The sequence below is a fragment of the Streptomyces sp. NPDC033131 genome, from assembly GCF_055578365.1.
Genome location: NZ_JBVIPA010000011.1, coordinates 210,828 through 234,492, shown reverse-complemented (window position 1 = coordinate 234,492; position 23,665 = coordinate 210,828). Strand labels below are relative to the sequence as shown.

Here is a 23,665-nt window from a genome sequence, read left to right as displayed (position 1 = left end):
CGTGAACGCGGCACGCAACATCCTGGCCGCCGGGCTGGCGGCGTCTGCCTGTGGAGACGGTGTAAGACCTCAACGGGAGTCTTCCCGGACGGGGCAGTCGTCCGTGAAGCAGGAAACCCGGCGGGCGACCGCTGGAATCCCCCGTCTTTAGGCGGGGGAAGAAGTCAACAGGCTCCTGTCACGTCGACGAAGATGGGGTTGGAATAGAACCACGTATCGGCCCACGGGTCACCGTCTCCGGGCACGTGGGGAATCGGGCCGTGCGGGTCGACGGAGGCGCCCAGGTAGCCGGCGCCGATGCGGTTGCCGTCGCTGCCGCGGAGACGGAGGTAGAAGGACTCGTCCCCGGCGGTGACCGGGATGCGCAGGGTGTAGGTCCCGGTGCGGCCGGACACGTCCTTCGTCTGCACGACCTTGGTGTCCGGTGCCCGCCAAGTGTCCCGGTCGGCCACCGGGCCGCGCACCGCGCCCCGGATCACGTCCACATGGGCCAACTCCGGCAGGATTCCCTGGGTGTTGGGGCGCGAGGTGGTGGTGACGGTGATGTTCAGCGTCAGCTTCTCGCCCTTGCGGACCCGCAGCCGGCCGCCCAGGGTGACACCCCGGCCGTGGTCGCGGTCCCGCTTCAGCCGTGCGTCGAGGCCGTCGAGCAGATGTCCGTGGTCCAGCCAGACGCGGCCCGCGCGCAGGCCCGCCATGACCGCGCGGTAGCCGTAGCGGGTGACGCCGACGTGGGTGCGGCTGAACTGGCCGGGCCAGAAGTCGCTGCCGGGCTGCGGGGCGTCGGTGTCGACCGGGTCGGGCAGCCTGCCGGTGTTGTCGAAGTTCTGCCCGGCGGGCCAGTCGCCGTTCTTCCAGGTGTCGAAGACGGTCCGGTGGTTGTCGGAGTTGGTGGTGATCGAGAACAGTTTGCCCTCGGCGAGCATCGCGTCCCACAGCCCGCCGACCGTCGCGGTGGCCCAGTCGAAACCGCCGTACGTCAGGAAGGCGTCCGCCGGGTACCCCGCCCAGGACTGCGCCGACGGCTTGTTCTCGTACTCTCCGCGGATCGAGGTGGCGCCGCGCCAGCCCGGCAGCGCCGCACCCTGGGCGCCGGGCGCGCCCTCCATGCCGATCATGATCTCGGGGGCGGCGTCGCGCCAGTTGCGCATCTCGTGCGGGGAGTCGATGCCGAGGCGCAGCGGGTGGTTGGCGAGGACGAGGACGTCGTCGACGTAGCCGGTGCGGCGCTGTTCGGCGAGCCACTGGATGGCCTTGACGGCGTGGGCCTCGTTGCGTGCGGTGTCGGTCGCGGTGGCGGAGCCCTCGGTGTAGTTGAGCAGCTTGCCGTCGAAGGCGAGCTCGAACCGTGTCAGCAGGTCGACCTCGTGCGGGCCGGGCGCGGCGAACACCGTGCAGTGCTCTGCGGCCGGGATGTACCACTCCAGACCCTGGAAGATCAGCTGGCGAGGGTTCTCGGCCCGGGCCTTGAGGATCTCCTTGTGCTCCATCTCGGCGCCGTAGTAGGCGTGCCCGAAGTTGGAGTGCTCGTTGAACACCATCCAGTCGAGGCCGTACTCGGCGGCGGCCCGCGCCTGCTGGGAGAAGGTGTACTTGGCGTCGTGGCTGTAGACGGAGTGCACATGGTGGTCGCCTACCAGGTAGGCGAGGCGGGGGTCGTCGCCGCCGAAGCCCTGCTGGTCCGCGGCGAGCGCGGGGGTCGTCGCCGGCCCGAGGGCGAAGGCGGCGCCGAACAGGCCCGCGCGGCGCAGGAGTCCGCGTCGGGAGACGCCCTGGGCGTCGAGGTCGGCGGGGGAGACGGACGGGTCGGCCCAGCCGGGCAGTCGCTGCTCGTGCATCGTCATCCTTCCAAAGAGGTCAGTGGTTCATGAACGACGTGACGGGCAGCGCCCGTTCGACGATCCGGACGTCGCCGAGCCGGCCGTACAGGATCTGGTCGATGGTGCCGCCGTACTCGTAGCCGCCCAGCAGCCACGGCAGGCCGACGGAGGTGAGTCCGACGGCGGGGGCGTGCGGGTTGCGGGCGACGGGGCAGCCCTGGACGTACATCGTGGTGTGGGAGCCGTCGTTGACGACGGCGACGTGCCACCACACCTCCCGGGCCGTCTCGTCGCCCCAGTTCGTGGCGATGCCCTGTTGATTGAGGGGGCGGACCGCCCACTGCGGGCCGGGCCCGTCGGACAGGGAGAGCGTGGCCAGCGGCTCGTCCGGGTCGTCCTCGGTCTTGCCGGCGGCGCCGCCGGTGCCGGTGCGGCTGACGAGTCCGGCCCAGGCGTTGTGGGAGGGGTCCCAGTCGGCCGGGAGGCGGTAGAAGGCCTCGATGGTGTAACCGGCCTTGAACGTCGCCGAGTTGAGGGGAGCTTTGTCGACCGTGCGCAGGTAGGCGCCCTTCAGCGGGGACTTGTAGCCCGGGAACTCCAGGCTGCCGTGTCCGGGCTGGTCGGGGTGGTGGTCCGCCGACCAGCCCAGCGAGCCGCCGCCCACCGACACCGGGGTGAGGTCGTTGCCGCGTCCGGACAGGTCACGGACCGTGCCGGACACGGGTGACTCGAAGCGCCAGTACGCGACCGTGCCGGGGACCAGCATCCTCGAGGCGGGGCGGGCCGGGCGCACGGGCAGCGGGGCGAAGCCGGAGAAGCGGTCCGCGAAGTCGATGTCGACGGAGAACCGGTCGGCGTCGCCGCTGAGTTGGATCTCCTGCCGCTCCAGCTCGTTGAGCCCCTTCGCGGCCCGGCCCAGGATCCACGGGGAGACCGTCTCCACGTCGATGACGTTCCGGTCCAGGTCGAAGTGGTAGAGGCGGATCATCGCCGCGCCGCCGAAGTAGCGGTTCTGATAGTTCGTCAGGTGCAGGTGGACGTCGTTGCCGGCCGCGTTCTTGCGCGTCGCCCGGCCGGCCGGCCAGTAGTGCCCGTTGAGAGTGAGGAAGATCTGGTCGTGGTTCTCGATCAGCTGGTCCCACAGCTGCTGTCCGTACGCTGAGAGGGAGTCGTCCTCGACGACCAGCTCGTGCGTCGTGAGGACGACCGGTGTCCTCGGGTGCTTGGCCAGGACGTCCTTGGCCCACGCGTACCCCTTCGCGGACAGCCGCCAGTCCAGTGCGAGCACCATCCACTCCCGGCCGGCCGCCTCGAAGAGGTGGAAGGTGTTGTAGCCGTCCGGAGAAGCCCCACCGAAGGTCGGCTTTCCCTCGAACCGCTCAGGACCGAAGGCGTCCAGGTACGGCGTCGGGCCCCGCTGGTCGTCGGTCGACGACCTCACGTCGTGGTTGCCGGCCAGGACGCTGTAGCCGACACCGCGCCGGTCCAGGAGCCTGAACGCCTCGCTGATCGCGGTGACTTCGGCCTGGGCGCCGTTCTCCGTGAGGTCGCCGAGGTGGGACAGGAAGACGATGTTCTCCTCCCTGCCGTGCTCCAGGAGGTAGCGCAGGGACGCCTCGATCGGCGCCTTGTCGATGCTCGGCCCGTCGAAGAGGTACTGCGTGTCGGGCATGACGGCGAGCGTGAAGCGGCTGCTGTCGGGGTCGGGCCGCCAGGCGGCGGATGCCGGGGCCGCCTCGGCGGCGGCCGGCAGCGCGAGGCCGGCGGTCGCGGCGGCGCCCAGGAGCGCCGTCGCCCGCAGGAAACCGCGTCTTCCGGCACCGGCCTGCGCGGCCTCGCCCTGGTCGTGCTCATGCGAAACGCACACGTGTGCTCCGTAACACTGCGTAAAAGGTGACAGAGAAGGCGTGGGGGGAGTCAGAGGGCGCGCAGGGTCCAGCTCCAGTGGTGGATGCCCGGTGCGACGAGGTACGACGGTGAGGTGTCGGGCCCGCACGAGGCGGTGCCCAGGCCGCGGTGGGCCGCGTCGACATGGACCACGCACCCCGCCCGTGGGACGAGCCGGTCGTGGTGGGTCACGGCGGTCAGGTCCTCGGCGCGGTAACGGGTCACGGACACCTGCCGTGGCTCGTCCAGCGCGACCGTGAGACCCGTGGCGTCCGGCGCCGACAGGGTGAACCGCCGTACGCCGTGCCGCCCGCCGCTCTCCTGCGGACGCAGATAGGGGGTGAACAGCTCGTCCACCGCTACGGAGTGATGGCCGACGGGCGCGCCGAAGCCGCGGTCCGGATACGACTCCCAGGGGCCCTGCCCGTACCACTCCATCAGATCGAGGCCCGCCACCGTCTCGAACACGGACCCCACCCGCGCCACATCGGCGAGCGCGTCCGGGAGTTCGGCCCGCTCCTCGACGTGGACGCCGCCCTCGACCGGCGTGAGCACCTGCACATGACGGACGACACCCGCCTCCGTCGCGTACTCGGCGTGCACGGTGACCCGCCCCGCCGCCCGGCGGACGTCGGCGACCTTGCGCACGAGCGTGTCCAGCCCCCAGGTCCGCCAGCGCAGGGCCGTGCCGCCCAGCTCGTCGTTGTCGGTGGGCGCCCGCCACAGCGAGAGGACGGGTGCGGAAGTGAGCAGGGGATGGACCAGCAGCCCTTCCCCGTCGACCTCGACGGAACGGTTCTGCGCCACGGGGGCGGACCGCATCGGCTCAGCGGCGCGCAGCCGTACCTGCGGCAGGCACACCACCGTGCCGCGCGGCGCCCACGGTTCGTCGGCCGCGGTCGTCACCCGCAGCGTCAGCCACGCCTCGCCGCCGCCCCGCGGGAGCTCGAACGGCAGCGGCACCGCCGCCGTCTCACCCGGGCGCAGTTCGGGCAGCTCGGCCGGTGCGGTCAGCGTGCCGCCGTCGGCCAGGGCCAGCTCCCACCGGGCGGCCAGCCAGTCCAGGCCGCGGAAGTGCTGGTGGTTGCCGATGACGACGCCCTCGTGCCGGAAGCACTCCAGCCGCACCGGCGCCGCGATCTCCCGGTGCTCGTACATCACGGGTTTGGGCGTGCGGTCCGGGAACACGACCCCGTCCGCGATGAAGGCGCCGTCGTGGATCCGCTCCCCGAAGTCGCCGCCGTACGCCCAGCGGTGGCCGGGCGCGGTGACACCGTTGTCATAGAGTCCGGCGCCCCCTCGCCCGACCGGTCTTCCGTCGTTCACACGTTGCAGGATGCCGTGGTCCCAGAACTCCCAGATGAAGCCGCCCTGAAGACCCGGGGTGGACTCGATGGCCGCCCAGTGGTCCGCGAGCGTGCCGTTGCTGTTGCCCATCGCGTGGGAGTACTCGCACTGGATCAGCGGCTTGGTCTGCTCACCGGACAGCGCGTGCGCCACGCAGTCCTCCAGCGGGGCGTACATCGGGCAGGCGATGTCGGAGGCGACCTCCGGGTCGGCCCAGCCGAGCTTGGCGGCGCCCTCGTACTGGATCGGCCGCGTCGGGTCGTGCCGGCGCACCCAGCCCGCCGCCGCGTCGTGGTTCGCGCCGTAGTCCGACTCGTTGCCCAGCGACCAGATGATGACCGAGGCGTGGTTCTTGTCCCGCAGCACCATCCGGGAGACCCGGTCCACGAAGGCGTTCAGATAGCGCGGGTCGTCGGCGATCTCGTGGGCGTGGTCGTGGGACTCGATGTCCGCCTCGTCGACGACGTAGAAGCCCAGTTCGTCGGCGAGGTCGTACAGCGCCGGGTCGCCCGGGTAGTGGGAGGTGCGGATCGCGTTGAAGCCGAAACGCTTCAGCACGACCAGGTCGGCGCGCATGTCCTCGTACGACACCGTCCGCCCGGTCAGCGGATGGAAGTCGTGCCGGTTGACGCCCCGGACGAACACCCGCTCGCCGTTGACCAGCAGGTCCCGCCCGACGATCTCGACGTCCCGGAAGCCGACACGGTGGTGCGAGGCGTCGGCGACCGTGCCGTCGGCGCGGTGCAGCCGCACCGTCAGGTCGTACAGTTCGGGCGTCTCGGCGTTCCAGGTGCGCACGTCGGCGACGGTGGTCCGCAGCCGGGCCTCGCCGAGGAAGTCGGAGACGCGGTCGTCGTCGGTGTTGGCGCGGTCGAACTCGCCGTCCTGCGTGAGCAGGTGACCGTCCAGCTCCCCGCTGACGTACCACCCCTCGGGCAGCGCACCGCCCGCGTCCCGCACCCGGCAGTCGACCCGCAGGTCGCCGTACCGTCCCGCCCGCACGCTCACGTCGGCGAGGTGCAGCGGATCCGTCGCGTACAGCAGCACCGACCGGGTGACGCCCCCGTGCCACCACTGGTCCTGGTCCTCGATGTGCGAGGCGTCCGACCACTTCACCACCGTCAGCCGTACGACGGCCCGCTCGCCGGCGCGCACCATCCCCGTCAGGTCGAACTCGGCGGCCAGGTGGGAGTCCTTGGAGATGCCGGCCGGCCGCCCGTCCACGTGCACGAGGAGCACGCTCTCGGCGGCCCCGACCTGGAGCACGATCCGCCGCCCCGCCCACTCGGCGGGCACGTCCACCGTGCGCTCGTACACGCCCGTCGGATTGTCGGCGGGCGACAGTGGCGGGAATTCCGCATACGGCATACGGACGTTCGTGTACTGCGGAAGGTCGTCGGTGTCCTGCATGGTCCAGACACCCGGAACGTATGCCGACGACCACGCGTCGGTGAGCGGCGCGTCCGGCGCGGGCAGCAGCTGGAAGCGCCAGTCGCCGTCCAGCCTCAGCGCCCCGGTGCGACGGTCCGTGGCGTTCATCGGCAGTCGCCGCCAGGAGGTCACCTCGGGTGTCTCCCAGGGGCGGAGTGCCAGCAAGGGGTCCATCAGCGGATGGCTCCCTTGCCGAGGTCGCCGATGATCTGCTTGGCGCCGATCGCGAAGACGATCAGCAGCGGGACCAGGGCGAGCAGCGCCCCGGTCATCACCATGCCGTAGTCGGTGGTGCCGTGGACGCCGTTGAGCTGGGACAGCGCGACCTGGAGGGTGACGTTGTCCGGGTTGGTGAGGGCGATCAGGGGCCAGGCGTAGTCGTTCCACTGGGCCATGAAGGTGAAGATGCCGAGGAAGGCGAGGCCCGGGCGGACGACCGGGAGCGCGACGTGCCAGTACTGGCGCAGGAAGTTCGCCCCGTCGATCTTCGAGGCGTCCAGCAGTTCGTCGTGGATCGCGCTCTGCATGTACTGGCGCATCCAGAAGATGCCGAACGCGTTGGCCGCGGCCGGCACGATCAGCGCGGTCATCGAGCCGATCCAGCCGATGTTCGCCATGATCACGAACTGCGGGATGATCGCCATCTGCGTCGGCACCATGAAGATCGCCATCAGCACGACGAACAGCAGCCTGCGGCCCGGGAACTCGAACTTGGCGAAGACGAACGCGGCCAGCGAGTCGAAGAACAGGACCAGGAAGGTCACCGAACAGGCCACCAGCAGCGAGTTGAACATCGAGCCGAAGAAGTCGATGTTGTCGAAGAGACTGCGCACGTTCTCAAGGAAGTGCGAGCCGGGCAGCAGCTTCGGCGGGTAGGAGAAGATCTCGGTCGACGTGTGCGTCGACATGATGATGGCCCAGTAGAACGGGAAGGCCGACAGCAGCAGCCCGATGACGAGGACCGCGTGCAGTGCGATGCCCCGGCGCCGGACACCCTGTATGCCCTTGGGGCGCCTGGTGCCTTGGATGGATGCCATGGTGTTCGGGCCTCCCTAGTCTTCGTCCCGGCGCTGCACCAGCCGCCAGTTGATGATCGAGAAGATGACGACGACGAGGAAGATGCCCCACGCCACGGCGGCGCCGTAGCCGAAGTCGTTGTTGTCGAAGGTCTGCTGGAAGAAGTAGAGGACCATCGTCCGGCCCGCGTGGTCCGGACCGCCGGAGAACGTCGAGTCGTTCGAGGTGTTCTGCAGCAGGACCTGGGCCTCGGTGAAGCTCTGCAGGCCGGTGACCGTGGAGACCACGAGCACGAACAGGAGGGTCGGCCGCAGCAGGGGCAGCGTGATCCGGAAGAACGTCTGCAGGGGACCGGCGCCGTCCATGCGCGCCGCCTCGTACAGCTCGCCCGGGATGGTCTGCAGACCCGCGAGGAAGATGATCGCGTTGTAGCCGACCCACTGCCAGGTCATCAGCGTCGCGATGGCGACCTTGATGCCCCACGGCGTGTTCAGCCAGGCCACCTGGTCAAGACCCACCGCCTGCAGCAGAGCGTTGACCAGGCCGAAGTTGGTGGAGAACACCGAGCCGAAGACGATCGCGATCGCCACCACCGAGGTGACGTTCGGCAGGAAGTAGGCGAACCGGTAGACGTTCTTGAAGCGGACCGCCGCGTTGAGCATCACGGCCGTGACCATCGCCAGGAAGATCATGGGGAAGGTGGCCAGCGCCCAGATGATGATCGTGTTGCCGATCGAGCTCCAGAAGTCGCTGTCGCTCACCAGGTACCGGTACTGCGACAGGCCCGCCCACTCCATCGAGCCGAGGCCGTCCCAGCGGTGGAAGGAGAGGTAGAGCGAGAAGCCGACGGGGATCAGACCGAAGGCGAGGAACAGCAGATAGAACGGGGAGATCGCGGCATACAGGTGCCAGTACTTGCGCCACCCGTTCTTCGGCCGCACGGCGGGCGATTCCGCCAGGACCACGCGGGGCTTCTCCAGGGCGGGGACGGTGGCCATCAGTAGCTCACCCCCAGGTGCTTCGCGATCCGCCGGCACTTGCTCATGGCGTCACTCCAGGCCTTCTCCGGGTCCTTGCCGAGGACGCCGACGTTCTTGATCTCGTCCTTGATGGGCTGCCCGAGCGCCACGTCGAAGGGGCTGTTGTAGGCGACCACGATCTTCTGCGCGGCGGGCCCGAAGACGTCCGTCGTCACCTGGCCGCCGAAGAACGGGTCGGGTTCGCGCAGTTGCCTCAGGCCGTACGAGGCCGGGGTGGAGGGGAAGAGACCCGCGTCGACGTAACCCGAGGCCTGGTTGGCCGCGTCGAGCATCCACGCGATGATCTCGAAGGCCTGCTCCGGGTCCCGGCACGCCTTGGTGACCGACAGGAAGGAACCGCCGTTGTTGGAGGGCCGCACCGGCATGTCGGCGATCCGCCACTTGCCCTTGGTCTTCGGGTTGCCGTTCTTGATGTCGTAGGTCGCCCAGGAGGCGCCGAGCTGGCTGGGCAGTTTGCCGGAGTCCACCGCCGAGATCTGGTCCGGGGTGCCGGTGACCAGGTTGGAGACGATCCGGCGCCGCTTGGCCTCCACGGCCAGCGCCCAGGCCGCCCGCACGTGCTCCTGGTCGCCGATGAAGTTGCGGTCCTTGTCGACGTATCGCCTGCTGCCCTGCTGCACCACGTTCTCGAAGACGCTGCTGACGTCGGTGAGCAGGGAGGATCCCGGGACGCGCTTCTTGAGCTGCTCGCCCGCGGCGAAGAACTTCTCCCAGGTGTTCAGCTCCCGGGACACGTCGTCGGGCTCGTACGGCAGTCCCGCCTCGCGGAAGACCTCGTACTGGTAGAAGTGCGCGACCGGACCGCAGTCGATGGGGAAACCCACCATCGAGCCGTCGTCGGCGATTCCCTGGTCCCACTTCCAGGACAGGTACCGGTTCTTGTACTTGTCCGCGCCAAGGGTCCGCAGGTCCACGAACTGGTCCGCGTTGGGCAGGTAGGACGCCATGTCCTCGCCCTTGAGGCCGGCGATGTCGGGGACGTGGGCACGTCCGGCCATCGTGGTGATCAGCTTGGACCGGTAGTAGCCGCCGATCTTGATGGCCCGGAGGTCGACCGCGCTGTCGTAACGGGCCCTGGCCTTGGCGACGACGGTGTCGCCCAGGCCGCCGTCCCAGTACCACAGGACCATGTTCCGGCCGGTCGAGCCGGTCGGAACGGCACAGCCGGACGCCAGGCCGCCCAGCGCCGTGGCCGCCGTGCCGGCCAGGCCCGCGCGCAGCAGGCCTCTTCGTGAGAGCCGCACAGCTCCCACCGCCTTTCGGATCTGTTCGCAACTTCGCATACGAGGGGGGATGTCGGGGGCTTCGTGAGAGTGGGGGTCACCGATGCCGTACGGGCGGCGTGACGGGCGCGTACCGGACGGGAGGACCGGCATCGTCCGGCAGCCGCTCCGCCAGGAAGCCGTACGCCCGCTTCAGCGCGGGGTCGGTCAGCGAGCGCCACCAGCGGTCGACGCCGTACCAGCCGGGGGCCGCCAGCGCGCCACCGTGATGCCGGACGGACAGACCCGCCGCCAGTACGGCGAACCGCAGCCGTTCCTCCAGCGGCCAGCCGCCGAGCGAGGCCGCGACGAAACTCGCGCCGAAGACGTCCCCGGCGCCCGTCGCGTCCAGGACGTCGATGTCCAGGGCGGGGACGTCCACGTACTCGCCGGTGGTCTGGTCGACGGCGACGGCGCCGTCGCCGCCCCGCGTGACCACGGCGACCGGCACCAGCTCGGAGAGCGTGCCGAGGGCGGCGACCGCACTGTCGGTACGGGTGTAGGCCATCGCCTCGGCCTCGTTGGGGAGGAAGGCGTGGCACAGGGAGAGCTGGTCGAGGAGGTCGGTGGACCACTGCTGGGTGGGGTCCCAGCCGACGTCGGCGTAGATGTGGGTGCCGTTCGCGGCGGCCTTGGCGAGCCAGGCGCGCGGTTCGGCCTCCAGGTGCACGAGGGCCGTGAGGGCCTCGGGCGGGTCGCCCATCAGCGCGTCCTGCGTGTACGGCGGTTCCTGGCCGTGGGTGACCAGGGCACGGTCGTGTCCGTGGGCGAGCGCGACGGTGACGGGGGTGTGCCAGCCGTCCGCGACACGCGAGAGGGAGAGGTCGACGCCTTCCTGACCGGCGAGGATCTCCTGGCAGTAGGCACCGTAGAAGTCGTCTCCGAAGACCGTGGCCAGGGAGGTTCTGAGGCCGAAGCGGGAGGCGGCGACGGCCAGGTTGGCGATGCCGCCGGGGCCGCAGCCCATGCCGGCCGTCCAGACCTCCTCGCCCGGCGTCGGCGGCCTGCCCAGACCCGTGAGGACGAGGTCGTAGAAGAGCAGCCCGGTCAGCAGCACCTCGGGCCGGTCGTCGTCCACGCGCGCATCCTCTCGTCCGAGAGTCGTCTGGGAGCCTCGTCAAAACTCTTCATTTCGGTGACCGGAATCGTGCGCCGCTCGGCGACATTGGTCAAGACCTCAGCAGAAGTGAGCATAGAAATGATTGAAGATGACGAGTAGTGTTCACGTCGTGCTGGCAGAACGACGACATCAACTCATCCTGCGGGCCCTGCGCTCCGGTGGCCCCGCGGCCGTGACCGATCTCTCCGAGCAGCTGGGCGTGAGCCCCGCCACGGTCAGGCGTGACCTGGTCAAACTCGAGGAGGACGGCCTGCTGACGCGGGTGCACGGCGGGGCCGTGGCCGACGAGGGTGACCAGCCCTTCGCCGAGGTCGCCGAGGTGCGGGTGGCCGAGAAGGACGCCATAGCCGCTCATGCGGCCGCCATGGTCGCCGACGGTCAGTCGGTGCTGCTCGACATCGGCACCACCGCCTACCGTCTGGCCAGACAGCTGCACGGCCGCCGCCTCACCGTGATCACCAGCAACCTGGTGGTCTACGAGGAGCTGGCCGACGACGAGGGCATCGAGCTGGTGCTGCTCGGCGGCATGCTCCGCCGGGAGTACCGCTCCCTGGTCGGGTTCCTCACCGAGGACAACCTGCGCCAGCTGCACGCGGACTGGCTCTTCCTCGGCACCAGTGGAGTGCGCCCGGGCGGGCAGGTGATGGACACGACGGTCGTCGAGGTCCCGGTGAAACGGGCCATGATCAAGTCCAGTGACAAGGTCGTCCTGCTCGCCGACTCGGCGAAGTTCCCGGGTACCGGCATGGCGCAGGTCTGCGGTCCCGAGGACCTGGACGCGGTGGTGACGAACGCGCCGGTGAACGCGGCGACCCGGTCCTCCCTGGAGGAGGCCGGCGTCGACGTGGTCCTGGCGGGAGAACCAGGAAAGGCGGGCGCAGCGTGAAGCTGACCATTCTGGGCGGCGGCGGATTCCGGGTGCCGCTCGTGTACGGGGCGCTGCTGACGGACCGCGCCGAGGGCCGGGTCACCGAAGTCGTTCTGCACGATCTGGACGACAGTCGACTGTATGCGGTCGCCCGTGTGCTGGATGAACAGGCCGCCGCCGTACCCGACGCCCCCCGGGTGACCGCCACGACCGACCTCGACGAGGCCCTGCGCGGCGCCGACTTCATCTTCTCCGCGATCCGGGTCGGCGGCCTGGAGGGCCGTGCCAACGACGAACGGGTGGCGCTGGACGAGGGTGTCCTCGGCCAGGAGACGGTCGGCGCGGGCGGCATCGCCTACGGTCTGCGGACGGTCCCCGTCGCCGTCGACATCGCGCGACGTGTGGCCCGTCTGGCCCCCGACGCCTGGGTCATCAACTTCACCAACCCGGCAGGACTGGTCACCGAGGCCATGTCCCGCCACCTCGGCGACCGCGTCATCGGCATCTGCGACTCGCCGGTCGGCCTCGGCCGCCGTATCGCCCGTGTCCTCGGGGCCAACCCCCGCGAGGCCTGGATCGACTACGTCGGTCTCAACCACCTCGGCTGGGTCCGCGGTCTGCGGGTCGCCGGCCGCGACGAACTCCCGCGCCTGCTCGCCGACCCCGACCTGCTCGGCTCCTTCGAGGAGGGCAAGCTCTTCGGCGTCGACTGGCTCCGGTCCCTGGGTGCGATCCCCAACGAGTACCTGCACTACTACTACTTCAACCGGGAAGCCGTCCGTTCCTACCAGCAGGCCGAGAAGACCCGCGGCGCCTTCCTCGCCGACCAGCAGGCCCGCTTCTACGAGGAGATGAAGCGCCCCGACGCGGCGGCCCTGACCGCCTGGGACCGCACCCGCGCCGAGCGCGAGGCCACCTACATGTCCGAGAACCGGGAGACGGCGGGCGCCGGCGAGCGCGACGCCGACGACCTGTCCGGCGGCTACGAGAAGGTGGCCCTCGCCCTGATGCGGGCCATCGCCCGCGACGAGCGCACCACCTTGATCCTCAACGTGCGCAACCAGGGCACGCTCTCGGTGCTCGACGCGGACGCCGTCATCGAGGTGCCCTGCCTGGTGGACGCCAACGGCGCCCATCCGGTCGCCGTAGACCCGCTGCCCGACCACGCCACCGGCCTGGTCTGCTCGGTGAAGGCGGTCGAGCGCGAGGTGCTGGCCGCCGCCGAGGCCGGCTCGCGGACGACGGCCGTGAAGGCGTTCGCGCTGCACCCGCTCGTCGACTCCGTGAACGTCGCCCGCAAACTGGTGGACGGATACACCTCGGTCCATCCCGGCCTGGCGTACCTGAAGTAAGCGCTTTCCCCATACTGGTTTCCTGGAGACTTCCATGCACGACGAACGCCGCCGGATCGAGGAGCGCGTCGAGCGCGTCCACACCCAGCGCATCAAGCCCGCGATCTACGCGGCCACCGTCCCCTTCGAGGTCGAGGCCTGGCAGGCGCCGGGGGAGCCCGTACCGTTCGCGGAGGCCGCCGCCGCGCCGTACGAGCCGTTCGCTATGGACACCCCGTGGGGCCCGCCCTGGGGGACCACCTGGTTCCGCATGCGCGGCCAGGTGCCCGCCGAGTGGGCCGGAAAGCGCGTCGAGGCGGTCATCGACCTCGGCTTCGTCGGGGACTGGCCCGGCAACCAGGCAGAGGCGCTGGTCCACCTCACGGACGGGACGCCCCTGAAGGCCGTCAACCCGCTCAACCAGTACGTGGCGATCGCCAACCCCGCGACGGGCGGCGAGGTGATCGACTACCTGGTCGAGGCGGCCTCCAACCCCGACATCCTCGCGAACAACTTCTCGGCCCCGACCCCGATGGGCGACATCCTGACGGCCGGCGACAGGCCGCTGTACACCTTCCGGCGCGCCGACCTCGCCGTCCTCGACGAGGAGGTCTTCCACCTCGACCTGGACCTCCAGGTGCTGAGCGAGCTCATGGTCCACCTCGGCGAGCACGAACCGCGCCGCCACGAGATCATGCACGCCCTGGACCGGGCCATGGACACCCTGGACCTGGACGACGTCTCCGGCAGCGCCGCCGCCGTCCGCGAGGTCCTGGCCCCCGCCCTCGCCAGGCCCGCCCACGCCAGCGCCCACACCGTCTCCGGCGTCGGCCACGCCCACATCGACTCCGCCTGGCTGTGGCCGATCCGCGAGACCAAGCGCAAGACGTCCCGCACCTTCTCCAACGTGACGTCCCTGGCCGACGAGTACGACGACTTCATCTTCGCCTGCTCCCAGGCCCAGCAGTACGAGTGGGTGCGCGACAACTACCCCCAGGTCTGGGGCCGCATCCAGGACTCGGTGAAGAAGGGCCAGTGGGCCCCGGTCGGCGGCATGTGGGTCGAGGCCGACGGCAACCTGCCCGGCGGCGAGGCGATGGCCCGCCAGCTGATCCACGGCAAGCGGTTCTTCATCGAGCACTTCGGCGTCGAGACCAAGGGCGTCTGGCTGCCGGACTCCTTCGGCTACACCGCCGCCTACCCGCAGCTCGCCAAGCTCGCCGGCAACGAGTGGTTCCTCACCCAGAAGATCTCCTGGAACCAGACCAACAAGTTCCCCCACCACACCTTCTGGTGGGAGGGCATCGACGGCACCCGCATCTTCACCCACTTCCCGCCGGTCGACACCTACAACGCCCGCTTCAGCGGCGAGGAGATGGACCGCGCGGTGCGCAACTACCGCGAGAAGGGCGGCGGTACGCGCTCGCTGGCGCCCTTCGGCTGGGGCGACGGCGGTGGCGGCCCGACCCGCGAGATCATGGAACGGGCCCGCAGGCTCGCCGACCTGGAGGGCTCGCCGAAGGTCGTCGTCGAGCACCCCGACGCGTTCTTCGCCAAGGCCCGCGAGGAGTACCCGGACGCCCCGGTCTGGAACGGCGAGCTCTACCTGGAGCTCCACCGTGCCACGTACACCTCCCAGGCCCGCACCAAGCAGGGCAACCGGCGCAGCGAACACAAGCTGCGCGAGGCCGAGCTGTGGGCCACGACGGCCGCGCTGCACGCGCCGGGTTACGCGTATCCGTACGAGAAGCTCGACCGGCTGTGGAAGACGGTCCTGCTGCACCAGTTCCACGACATCCTGCCGGGCTCCTCGATCGCGTGGGTGCACCGCGAGGCGGAGGCCGAGTACGCCCGCGTGGCCGAGGAGCTCGAGGCCCTGACGGCGGAGGCGGTCGCGGCGCTGGGCGGTGGCGCGACACGCGTGTTCAACACCAGCCCGTACGACCGCGCGGAGGTCGTCCACACGGCCGACGGGGCACCGGCGTACGTCAAGGTGCCCGCGAACGGCAGCGCTCCCCTGGCCGACGCCGGGCCCGCGCAGCCGGTGCGGGCCGAAGGGCTGGTCCTCGACAACGGTCTCGTGCGGGTACAGGTCGCAGAAGACGGCACACTGTCTTCTGTATACGATGTGCGGTCGAACCGTGAAGTGCTCGCCGGCAAGGGCAACCTGCTCCGCCTGCACACCGACCTCCCGAACTACTGGGACGCCTGGGACATCGACAAGCACTACAAGAACCGCTACAACGACCTGCTGGCCCCCGACTCCATCGAGGTCGTCTCGCAGGACCCCCTGCTCGGCGCGATCCGCGTCACCCGGTCCTTCGGCAAGGACTCGACGATCATCCAGACCATCACCGTCCGCGCCGACAGCGCCCGCATCGACTTCGAGACCGAGATCGACTGGCACGAGGCCGAGAAGATCCTCAAGGCGGGCTTCCCGGTGGACGTCCGGGCGGCGCACTCCTCCGCGGAGATCCAGTTCGGCCACGTCCAGCGGCCCACCCACACCAACACCAGCTGGGAGGCGGCCCGCTTCGAGGTCTGCGGCCACCGCTGGGTGCACATCGGCGAACCCGGCTACGGCGTCGCGGTCCTCAACGACTCGACGTACGGCCACGACGTCACCCGCACGGTCCGCGAGGACGGCGGTACGACGACCACGGTCGCCCTCAGCCTGGTACGCGCCCCGCGGATCCCGGACCCCGAGGCCGACCAGGGCACCCACAGGTTCACGTACTCCCTGCTCCCGGGCGCCACGATCGGCGACGCGGTCGCCGAGGGCTACGCCCTCAACCTGCCGCTGCGCGTGGCCGACGCGGCGGGCACGCCGGAGCCGGTCGTGTCCGTGGCCGGCGAGGGCGTGACCGTCGAGGCGGTCAAGCTCGCCGACGACGCGTCCGGTGATGTGGTCGTGCGGTTGTACGAGTCGCGCGGCGGCCGCGCCCAGGGCGTGCTGAGCACCGGATTCCCGCTCGCCGGCGCCCAGGTCACCGACCTGCTGGAGCGGCCCCTGCCCGACGAGACGGCGCACATCGAGGACGGCGCGGTCGCGGTCTCGCTGCGCCCCTTCCAGGTCCTGACGCTCCGTCTGCGGCGGGGCACCACCGGCCGGTAGCAACCGGCCCCCAGGGGCGGGCGCCGGCGCGCCCGCCCCTTCACCGAAGTGACCTTCTTTCGCCGAGGAGTTCAGCCGTGCCCATGCAGCCGTGGTTCACCGACGCCAAGTTGGGGATTTTCGTCCACTGGGGGATCTACGCCGTCGACGGCGTCCAGGAGTCCTGGTCGTTCTACGACGACATCGTGCCGCACGACCGGTACATGTCCCAGCTCTACCGCTTCACCGGCGCCCACTACGACCCGCACGCCTGGGCCGCCCTCTTCGCCCGGGCGGGCGCCCGGTACGCCGTCCTCACCAGCCGCCACCACGACGGCGTCGCCCTGTGGGACACCGCGTACGGCGATCTGAACCTGGGCCGCGACTACCTCACCGGCTACGCCGACGCCCTGCGTGACCAGGGCCTCAAGGTGGGCCTGTACTACTCGCACTCGGACTGGAGCCACCCCGACTACGCCACCACCCGCAAGCCGGGCCGCCCGCCGGAGATGGAGGACAACCGCTACTCCGAGTGCTCGGCCGAGGACGAGGACCTGGCGGCCTGGGAGCGGTTCATCGCCTACCGGGACGGCCAGATCCGCGAGCTGGCCTCCCGCTACCGGCCCGACCTGATGTGGTTCGACGGCGAGTGGGACCGCAGCGAGGAGCAGTGGCGCATCAAGGAGCTCGCCGCGCTCATCCGCTCGTACGTGCCCGACGTCGTCTTCAACGCCCGCATGCTCAGCGAGGGCGACTACGCCACCCCCGAACAGGGCGCCCCCATCGAACCCCCGGACGGGCCCTGGGAGCTGTGCCTGACCATCAACGACTCGTGGGGCTACCAGCACCACGACCACAACCACAAGTCGCTCACCCAGCTGATCCGCTACTTCACCGAGACCATCGGCGGGGGCGGCAACCTCCTGCTCGACGTCGGCCCGATGGAGGACGGCACCATCCCCGAGCCGCAGGCCGAGCGCCTCGAAGGCCTGGGGGAGTGGATCCGCAAGCACTCCGAGGCCGTGTACGGCACGGTGCGCGGGCTGCCGGCCGGGCACCACTACGGACCCAGCACCCTCTCCGCCGACCGCCGCACGCTCTATCTCACCCTGTACGACATCCCGCGCGCCGAGATCGGAGTACGCGGCCTGGTCACGCCGGTCCGCAGGGTCACCGTCCTCGGTACCGGCACCGAACTCGCCCACCGCGTGGTCGGCGGGCTGCACGAGGCCGTCGGCGTGCTGTGGATCGACCCGCCCGCAGCGGCCGACCTCGATCCGCACGCCACGGTCCTCGCGGTCGAGCTGGACGGCGAGGTGGAGCTGTACCGGGGGTCGGGCCGCTCCTGATGGGCCCGACCCCCGGCAAGCAGTTCCCGTCCGTGTCCGTGCGCGCGACGGCGAGGACTAGGCCGGTGCGATCGCCGAAGCCGAAGCGGAGGCCGAGGCCGTCGCGGAAGCCGTGGTGTCGGACTCCGCGGTGACCGGCTCCGCCGACTGCGGGGCCGGAGCGGGGACCGCCGGCAGCGGGTCGTGGACCTCCGCGCGCTGCTGCGGGAGGGACACCGGACGCAGCTGGCGCGGGCCTGACACCACCGTGTAGTCCTGCCCCAGGAACGGCGGAACGATCTCGCCCGGGTCCTCGCCCAGCGCCAACTGCACCGCGGCCCAGGGGGCGTTGACGCCGCACAGGGACAGCTGGTGCAGCCCGCCGGCCGGACGGGTGTTCACGTCCATGAGGACGGGCGTGTCGCCGTACATCCGGAACTGGATGTTGGACAGGTAGTGCAGCCCGAAGCCCTCCGCGATCCGGCGCGCCGGCTCCAGCCACTGCTCGTGCAGCGTGAACCCACGGCGGCGGCCGTTCTTCGTACGGCCCACGGCCATCCGGATCCGGTTGTCGGGGCCGGTGAGGCAGTCCACCGACACCTCCGGCTGCTCCAGCCTCGGCATGACCAGCCAGTCGACCGGCTCTTCCTGCTCGTCGGCCTCCTTGAGGGCGCCCAGCACCAGGTCCATCGGGATGTACGGGCTGGGGAAGCCGTTGAGGTGCATGAGCGAGAAGGGGGTACGCGTGATCACACGGAAGCCGACCCCGCCCGCGCCGGACGCCGGCTTGAAGCACGCCTTGTGGCCGTCCGCCTCCAACTCCTCGACGGCGGCGACGAGTTCGTCCGCGTTGCGGACCCGCCACCACGGTGGCACCGGCGCGCCGATCGCCTGGACGGCCTCGTAGGCGATCACCTTGTCGTGGAAGACGGCCACGGCCTCGGGCGGCGGTGCGAGCAGGGCCGTACCGGCCGCCTCGAAGTCGGCGCGATGGGCCACGATCGCCGACTGATGCAGCCGGGGCACGAACACATCGATGCCGCGCCGGGTGCACTGGTCGAGCGCGTACTCGACGTACGCCGCCGGGGACAGGCCCTCCGGCTCCAGGTCGGCGGTGTCGGCCGCGGCCAGTACGGGGGAGTCCGCGTCTCCGTGCGTGGCATGGATCGCGACGGCGCGGTCGCTGGGATTTCGCCGCAGCTGATCCATGAAGAAGACGTTCTCCGCGTACGTGCGGTTGAGCCAGACGCGTACGCGAGAGACCATGCAGGCCGCCTTTCACGGTTTGTGGGCAGGGCGGAGCACGCCCGTGCCCGGGCAGGGTGGTTGGAGGGACACCAAACCGCCCCCGTGTGAGGGGACGTTCATGGGTGGTGTTGGGGCGATCATACGGCTTCGAAGGGGTGCCGCGTGCAACGCGCGTGTTACGGATTCCCCGGTCATGATCCTTCCGGTGGTGCGGCGCAGGGAGCAGGAGCACGTCACCTGCGGTGCGCCGAAGATCGGCCCACTCGATCCGCCCTTGTCCTCGGGAGGGCGACTGTGTTCTCGTGGTTCCCTCGGGTGCTCGGAGGGGGCTGGAAGTGACGTCGACGGCCGGAAGTGCCGGACAGCTGCTGGCCATCAGCGACCTGCACATCGGGTACGAGGAGAACCGCGCGCTCGTCGAACGCATGCGCCCCGGGACGGACGAGGACTGGCTCCTGGTGGCCGGCGACGTCTCGGAGACCGTGTCCGACATCCGCTGGGCCCTGGAAACCCTCGCCGGCCGCTTCCGCAAGGTCCTCTGGGCCCCCGGCAACCACGAACTGTGGACCCATCCGAAGGACCCCGTCACCCTGCGCGGAGTCGCCCGCTACGAGCACCTCGTCGCCCTGTGCCGGGAACTCGGCGTGACGACACCCGAGGATCCCTACCCCGTCTGGGACGGCCCCGGTGGCCCGGTCGTCGTCGCCCCCCTGTTCCTGCTGTACGACTACTCCTTCCTGCCGGCCGGCTGCGCGACCAAGGAACAGGGACTTCAGTACGCCCACGGCACGGGCATCGTGTGCAACGACGAGTACCTGCTGCACCCCGACCCGTACCCGTCCCGCGAGGCCTGGTGCCGGGCCCGGGTCGCCGAGACCGAACGCAGACTCGCCGCCCTGCCCGACGGCCTGCCCACCGTCCTCGTCAACCACTACCCGCTGGACCGGCACCCCACGGACGTCCTGTGGCACCCCGAGTTCGCCATGTGGTGCGGCACCAGCCGCACCGCCGACTGGCATCGCCGATTCCGCGTCCGGACCATGGTCTACGGCCATCTCCACATCCCGCGGACCACCTGGCACGACGGCGTCCGCTTCGAAGAAGTGTCCGTGGGCTACCCCCGCGAGTGGCGCAAGCGCACACAGGCGCCGGGGCGGCTGCGCCGGATCATGCCGGAGGAGGCCGGGGCGCGGTGATCGAGGAACTGCTGCCGGCGACCGTGGTGACCGTGGAGGCGTACGGCCACGACGAGCCGGCGAACGCGCGGCTGTACCCCGAGGAAGAGGCCCTCCTGGTGAAGGCGGTGCCCAAGCGGCGCCGCGAGTTCGCCGCCGTACGCAGCTGTGCCCGCCGGGCGATGGAGAAGCTCGGCGTGCCGCCGCAGTCCGTCCTGCCCGGGGAACGCGGCGCCCCGCGCTGGCCGGCCGGCCTCACCGGCAGCATGACCCACTGCGACGGATACTGCGCCGCCGCACTGGTCCGCGCCACCGACCTGGCCTCGCTGGGCATCGACGCCGAACCCGACGGGCCGCTCCCCGACGGCGTCCTGCCCGCGGTGGCGCTGCCCGCGGAGCTGGACCGGCTGCTCCGGCTCGGCCGGGACCATCCCGGCACCCACTGGGACCGGCTCCTGTTCAGCGCCAAGGAGTCCGTCTACAAGGCGTGGTTCCCCCTCACCGGGCAGTGGCTGGACTTCAGCGAGGCCGATATCGCGTTCGCCGTAGGAACGCCCGGACCCGTCCAGCCCGCCGGCTCCGTCCAGCCCGTCGGACCCGTCCCATCCGTTGGTCCCGTCCCATCCGTTGGTCCCGTCCCCGTCCCCACCCCCACCCCCACCCCCGTCCCCGACTCCGGCCGCGGCGAGCTGCTGAGCGGCACCTTCCGCGCCGAACTCCTCGTACCGGGGCCCTCGGTGGGCGGCCGGCGGCTCGGGGCCTTCGAGGGCCGCTGGACCGTCCGGCGGGGGCTGGTGGCGACGGCGGTCGCCGTGCCGCACGGCTGAGGTCCGCATGCGGCACGAGCGGCACCTTCCGCGCTACGACTCCGGCGGACACCAGGAGTGCAGCAGCCGGAAGAACGCCTCCTCGTTGCCCGCGAGCCCCGCCCGGGCCAGGGCCTGTTCCGCCTCGGCGAGCGCGGCGGGCGCGACGACAGGTGGCCGGGCGGCCTCCGGCGGGCCGGACGGCACGTCGAAAGCCGCTCGCACGGTGTGCAGCAGCCGCAGATAGGCCTGTACGGCGGTGCGCTCACGGTCGGTCAGTACAGCGGTGGGCATCGCGCGGCTCTCCCCATGTCGGCGTTGTCGGTCGCGCCCCCGGACGGGGCACATGTCCAGCTTGCCGCCCACCACTGACAATCGGGCCCCGCTACGGGTCGGTTCGCCCGCTTAGCGGAGGCGAAACCTCACCGAAATCCCCTGGGGGAATGCGCCCCTACGCTGGGGTGCAGGGCTTGCGAGTGAAGGGCTTTCGGCCGCCGAGACGCGGCCGGGGAACGGGAGGGGAGCGCGTGGTCGACGCCCCGCGACGGCACCCCGCGCGCACCGTACGGCTGCGCTCGGTGGGCGACGCAGAACTCGAGTTGCAGTACCGCGTCGTGCACGGCTACCGCCGTGCCTTCCGGGTGGCCGGCCAGGGCCCCGCGCTGGTGCTCATCCACGGCATAGGCGACTCCTCGGCGACCTGGGCCGAACTGATCCCGGACCTCGCCCGCACCCACACCGTGATCGCCCCCGACCTCCTCGGCCACGGCGACTCGGACAAACCGCGCGCGGACTACTCGGTCGCCGCGTACGCCAACGGGGTGCGCGACCTGCTCACCACCCTCGGCATCGAGTCCGCGACCCTCGTCGGGCACTCGCTGGGCGGAGGCGTGGCGATGCAGTTCGCCTACCAGTTCCCCGAGCGCACCGAACGGCTCATCCTGGTCAGCGCGGGCGGCGTCGGCCGCGAGGTCAACCCCGTCCTGCGGATGGTGTCCCTGCCCGGCGCCCACCTCATGCTCGCCGGGCTGCGCCTGCCCGGCATGCGCCTGCAGGTCGGCCTCGCGGTGCGGCTGATGAAGCTCCTCGACACCGACCTCGGCCAGGACGCCCCCGAACTGCTCACCCTCGTCGACGCGCTGCCCGACGAGACCTCCCGCAACGCCTTCATCCGCACCCTGCGCGCGGTCGTCGACTGGCGCGGCCAGGTCGTGACCATGCTCGACCGCTGCTACCTCACCGAAGGCATGCCGACCATGCTGCTGTGGGGCGACCGGGACAGCGTGGTGCCCGTACGGCACGCGTACGGTGCGCACGAGGCGATGCCGGGCAGCCGCCTGGAGATCTTCGAGCAGGCCGGCCACTTCCCGTTCCACACCGACCCGGCCCGTTTCGTGGCCCTCGTCGAGGAGTTCACCGCCGGCACGGAACCGGCCCACTGGAGCCGCGAACACTGGCGCGCCCTGCTCCGCTCCGGCCGCGGCGGCACCGCCGGCCACCCGGACACCGCCCGCAGCCGGGCCGTGGAACGCGGCCTGCGCGAAGCCAGCGAACGCAGCGCCACGTGAGGACGCCTCGGTCGCCCACGGGGGTGCTCTTCGCCGGTGCCGCCACGGCGGTCGTGCTCAGCCCTTCGGCGTCAGCCCTGCGGGCCCAGGTATCCGAGCGACGCCTCGATGCGGCCCGCCAGATGATCGCGCTGCACCGGGCCACGCAGGGACGAACCGGCGAGCCAGGTGCGGCACTTGCTGGCGAGGAGCAGGCCGAAGCGTTCGGCCTCCCTCTCGTCGGCCTGGTCGAAGCGGCTGCGGGCGGCCACCTTCAGCACCGTCGCCTGCAGGTCCGCGTCGTCGCACAGTAAACGGGCCGCGACCGCCGCGCCCTGGACGTGATGGCTGCAGTGCCCCGCCTTCATGTGCCACAGCTCGTGGCCGAGGATCACCAACTGGTGGTCGGGCGCGGTGCGTTCCTCGATCACCACGAGGTCCTGGTCGGCCATGTCGAGCCACAGTCCGCTGGCCGTGCCGGGCGGGAAGGCGGACGTACGGAAATGGACCGGGCGGCCGCGCCGTCTGCTCATCGCGCCGCACAGGGCGCCGTACAGGTCCGCGGGTCGCGCCGGTGCCGGAAGGGTCAGCTCCGCGACCAGCTCGCCGCACAGGCGGCGCATTTCCTTACCGATGCCCACAGTTCTCCCCCGGATCACGACTCGGGCCGCTTGACACTCTCCAAGAGCATGTCCAGCCACTCCGCCACCTTGTCGCGGTGCTGGTCGGTGGGCAGCTGTGCGGCCCGCCAGGCGATCCCGCGGACGCCGTGGTCCTGCAACAGCCGCTCCAGCGGATCGACGGCGGCCGCGGCCGCCTCCCGCTCACGGTCGGCGAGCTTCTGCAGGAGTTCCTGCTCGGTGCGCTGCAGCGTGCCCGCCAGCGCCTCGGGGTCCTCGGCGGTGAGGAAGCCGGCGTGCACCCGGAAGAAGCGCTGGATCGCGTCGCAGTGCTCCATGGTGGGGCGCCGGTCGCCATTGATGAGCGCTCCGGCCTGCTGCCGGGACATGCCGGCGCCGTCGGCGATCTCCTGCTGGGTGTACTTGCGTCCGTTCGGCTTGAGCCGGGTGCGGCGCAGCAGGTCCAGGCGTTGCAGGAACCGCGCCTGCACGTCGGGTTCGCCCGCGGGCCGGCCGCTCAGCAGGGCCTTGACCACCGGTTCGGTCACGCCGGAGGCGACCGACAGGCGGCGGGTGTCGAAGACCTCCGCGTGCGGCACGCCGAGCCGGTCCGCGAGCGCGGTGACGCGGACGACGACGGCCGGCAGCACAGTCGACGCCACGTCGCCCGGACCCTCGAAGCCTTCCGACACCGACAGATCTCCTACGTATCTCACTGGCTTCT

Annotated in this window: 18 protein-coding genes and 1 pseudogene; 8 read left to right on the top strand and 11 right to left on the bottom strand. The window is 70.8% G+C overall.

Features of this window, described 5'->3' with window-relative positions; all coding sequences use genetic code 11:
- Window positions 1-151: pseudogene (locus ACZ5XS_RS17235) on the top strand (RNA-guided endonuclease TnpB family protein); the annotation flags it as partial.
- A gap of 13 nt (window positions 152-164) precedes the next feature.
- Here ACZ5XS_RS17235 and ACZ5XS_RS17230 read toward each other — a convergent pair.
- From ACZ5XS_RS17230 to ACZ5XS_RS17200, 7 genes are all read right to left on the bottom strand, one after another.
- A complete protein-coding gene (locus ACZ5XS_RS17230; protein WP_468652053.1) occupies window positions 165-1,838 on the bottom strand; it encodes a PHP domain-containing protein in 1,674 nt (557 codons plus the stop codon).
- Between the two features lie 19 nt (window positions 1,839-1,857).
- Window positions 1,858-3,687, bottom strand: a complete 1,830-nt coding sequence (locus ACZ5XS_RS17225) for a LamG-like jellyroll fold domain-containing protein (RefSeq protein ID WP_468652051.1) — start codon at window positions 3,685-3,687, stop codon at window positions 1,858-1,860.
- Window positions 3,688-3,737: 50 nt separating this feature from the next.
- On the bottom strand, window positions 3,738-6,659 hold the full coding sequence (locus ACZ5XS_RS17220) for a glycoside hydrolase family 2 TIM barrel-domain containing protein (protein WP_468652049.1): 2,922 nt from the start codon (window positions 6,657-6,659) through the stop codon (window positions 3,738-3,740).
- A complete protein-coding gene (locus tag ACZ5XS_RS17215) occupies window positions 6,659-7,522 on the bottom strand; it encodes a carbohydrate ABC transporter permease (RefSeq protein ID WP_468652047.1) in 864 nt (287 codons plus the stop codon). The genes ACZ5XS_RS17220 and ACZ5XS_RS17215 overlap by 1 nt, the downstream gene beginning before the upstream one ends.
- 15 nt (window positions 7,523-7,537) lie before the next feature.
- On the bottom strand, window positions 7,538-8,500 hold the full coding sequence (locus ACZ5XS_RS17210) for a carbohydrate ABC transporter permease (RefSeq protein WP_468652045.1): 963 nt from the start codon (window positions 8,498-8,500) through the stop codon (window positions 7,538-7,540).
- Complete coding sequence (locus ACZ5XS_RS17205) at window positions 8,500-9,786, bottom strand: ABC transporter substrate-binding protein (RefSeq protein ID WP_468652043.1); 1,287 nt, start codon at window positions 9,784-9,786, stop codon at window positions 8,500-8,502. Before ACZ5XS_RS17205 ends, ACZ5XS_RS17210 begins: the two co-directional genes overlap by 1 nt.
- A 76-nt stretch (window positions 9,787-9,862) precedes the next feature.
- Window positions 9,863-10,882: a carbohydrate kinase family protein gene (locus tag ACZ5XS_RS17200; protein ID WP_468652041.1), complete on the bottom strand. Its 1,020-nt coding sequence runs from the start codon at window positions 10,880-10,882 to the stop codon at window positions 9,863-9,865.
- Between the two features lie 151 nt (window positions 10,883-11,033).
- Between ACZ5XS_RS17200 and ACZ5XS_RS17195 the strand changes: the two genes are divergently transcribed.
- The 4 genes from ACZ5XS_RS17195 (at window position 11,034) to ACZ5XS_RS17180 (ending at window position 17,566) form a co-directional block, all read left to right on the top strand.
- Window positions 11,034-11,810, top strand: coding sequence for a DeoR/GlpR family DNA-binding transcription regulator (locus tag ACZ5XS_RS17195; RefSeq protein ID WP_468652039.1), 777 nt, complete (start codon window positions 11,034-11,036; stop codon window positions 11,808-11,810).
- Complete coding sequence (locus tag ACZ5XS_RS17190) at window positions 11,807-13,144, top strand: 6-phospho-beta-glucosidase (RefSeq protein WP_468652037.1); 1,338 nt, start codon at window positions 11,807-11,809, stop codon at window positions 13,142-13,144. The genes ACZ5XS_RS17195 and ACZ5XS_RS17190 overlap by 4 nt, the downstream gene beginning before the upstream one ends.
- A 34-nt stretch (window positions 13,145-13,178) precedes the next feature.
- Window positions 13,179-16,238: an alpha-mannosidase gene (locus tag ACZ5XS_RS17185; protein WP_468652036.1), complete on the top strand. Its 3,060-nt coding sequence runs from the start codon at window positions 13,179-13,181 to the stop codon at window positions 16,236-16,238.
- Between the two features lie 77 nt (window positions 16,239-16,315).
- Window positions 16,316-17,566, top strand: a complete 1,251-nt coding sequence (locus ACZ5XS_RS17180; protein ID WP_468652034.1) for an alpha-L-fucosidase — start codon at window positions 16,316-16,318, stop codon at window positions 17,564-17,566.
- 57 nt (window positions 17,567-17,623) lie between these two features.
- On the opposite strand, the gene ACZ5XS_RS17175 is transcribed toward ACZ5XS_RS17180, so the two are convergent.
- The gene (locus tag ACZ5XS_RS17175; protein ID WP_468652032.1) at window positions 17,624-18,811 is read right to left on the bottom strand and encodes an ATP-grasp domain-containing protein; all 1,188 of its coding nucleotides are present in this window, start codon (window positions 18,809-18,811) and stop codon (window positions 17,624-17,626) included.
- Between the two features lie 317 nt (window positions 18,812-19,128).
- Between ACZ5XS_RS17175 and ACZ5XS_RS17170 the strand changes: the two genes are divergently transcribed.
- Both ACZ5XS_RS17170 and ACZ5XS_RS17165 read left to right on the top strand, forming a co-directional pair.
- On the top strand, window positions 19,129-19,989 hold the full coding sequence (locus ACZ5XS_RS17170) for a metallophosphoesterase family protein (RefSeq protein WP_468652030.1): 861 nt from the start codon (window positions 19,129-19,131) through the stop codon (window positions 19,987-19,989).
- Window positions 19,986-20,795, top strand: a complete 810-nt coding sequence (locus tag ACZ5XS_RS17165; RefSeq protein WP_468652028.1) for a 4'-phosphopantetheinyl transferase family protein — start codon at window positions 19,986-19,988, stop codon at window positions 20,793-20,795. Before ACZ5XS_RS17170 ends, ACZ5XS_RS17165 begins: the two co-directional genes overlap by 4 nt.
- A 33-nt stretch (window positions 20,796-20,828) precedes the next feature.
- Here the strand turns inward: ACZ5XS_RS17165 and ACZ5XS_RS17160 are convergent, their stop codons facing one another.
- Window positions 20,829-21,068 carry a hypothetical protein gene (locus ACZ5XS_RS17160; RefSeq protein ID WP_468652026.1) on the bottom strand — a complete coding sequence of 80 codons (240 nt, stop codon included), beginning with the start codon at window positions 21,066-21,068 and terminating at the stop codon, window positions 20,829-20,831.
- Between the two features lie 233 nt (window positions 21,069-21,301).
- Here ACZ5XS_RS17160 and ACZ5XS_RS17155 point away from each other — a divergent pair, with 233 nt between their 5' ends.
- Window positions 21,302-22,342, top strand: coding sequence for an alpha/beta fold hydrolase (locus tag ACZ5XS_RS17155; protein WP_468652024.1), 1,041 nt, complete (start codon window positions 21,302-21,304; stop codon window positions 22,340-22,342).
- 71 nt (window positions 22,343-22,413) lie between these two features.
- On the opposite strand, the gene ACZ5XS_RS17150 is transcribed toward ACZ5XS_RS17155, so the two are convergent.
- Window positions 22,414-22,944 (bottom strand): toxin-antitoxin system, toxin component, encoded by a 531-nt coding sequence (locus tag ACZ5XS_RS17150; protein ID WP_217236623.1) that lies wholly within the window; start codon window positions 22,942-22,944, stop codon window positions 22,414-22,416.
- 32 nt (window positions 22,945-22,976) lie between these two features.
- A complete protein-coding gene (locus ACZ5XS_RS17145) occupies window positions 22,977-23,633 on the bottom strand; it encodes a helix-turn-helix domain-containing protein (RefSeq protein WP_468652022.1) in 657 nt (218 codons plus the stop codon).
- Between the last annotated feature and the right edge of the window lie 32 nt (window positions 23,634-23,665).